At 75.5% G+C, this 755-nt stretch carries 1 protein-coding gene; it reads left to right on the top strand.

What is annotated here, in order from left to right; all coding sequences use genetic code 11:
- The coding region (locus tag ACFQ4O_RS18005; RefSeq protein ID WP_378777801.1) for an SGNH/GDSL hydrolase family protein at positions 1 to 755 on the top strand (755 nt) is incomplete at both ends.

Genomic DNA, 755 nt, shown 5'->3' with positions numbered 1-755 from the left:
GCCCGGCGCGGCGCCCGCCGTCGTCCCCGGCGTCGCCCAGCCGGCTGGGCCGGCCGTCGCGCCCACCACCGTCGTGGCGGTGATCGGCGACAGCATCGCCGACGGCCTCGCCACCGGGCTGACGGAGGCGTTCTCCGACGCGCCCGAGCTTGCGGTAAAGCGCTACCTCAAGGCCAACGCCGGGCTGGTGCGGACCGACTATCACGACTTCGTCGCCGCCGCGCGGGAGGCCGTCGCCGCCGGGCCGCTCGCCTACGCCGTGATCGACGTGGGCGTGAACGACCGCCAGCCCTTCCTCGACGCCCGCGATCTGGCGCCGCTGTCGCCGGGCTGGCGGCGGCTCTACGCCACCCGGATCGACGCCCTGCTGGCGCCCTTCCGGGAGAAGGGCGTCCCGGTCTACTGGGTCGGGCTCGCGCCGAGCGAAAGCGTCAAGGCGAGCTCCGACCACATCGCCCTCAACGCCCTGGCGCGGGAGCGCGTGGAGGCCGCGGGCGGGGTCTATGTGGACGTCTGGGAAGGCTTCGTGGACGAAGAGGGCGACTACGCCGCCGTGGGCCCGCAGCTCGACGGCCGCACGGCGCGCCTGCGCCTCGACGACGGCGTGCATTTCTCGAAAGCCGGCGCGCGCAAGCTCGCCCATTACGTGGAGCAGGAGCTTCGCAAGACGTTCCGGCCGAAGGCGCCCGCCGACGCTCTCGCCGCGACGCCCGACGACGGCGGCGCGCCGCTCGCGGGGCCGGACCGCGCCGCGC

This window comes from Methylopila musalis, from assembly GCF_042679725.1.
Lineage (GTDB): Bacteria > Pseudomonadota > Alphaproteobacteria > Rhizobiales > Methylopilaceae > Methylopila > Methylopila musalis.
This window is presented reverse-complemented; position numbering and strand designations above follow the sequence as displayed.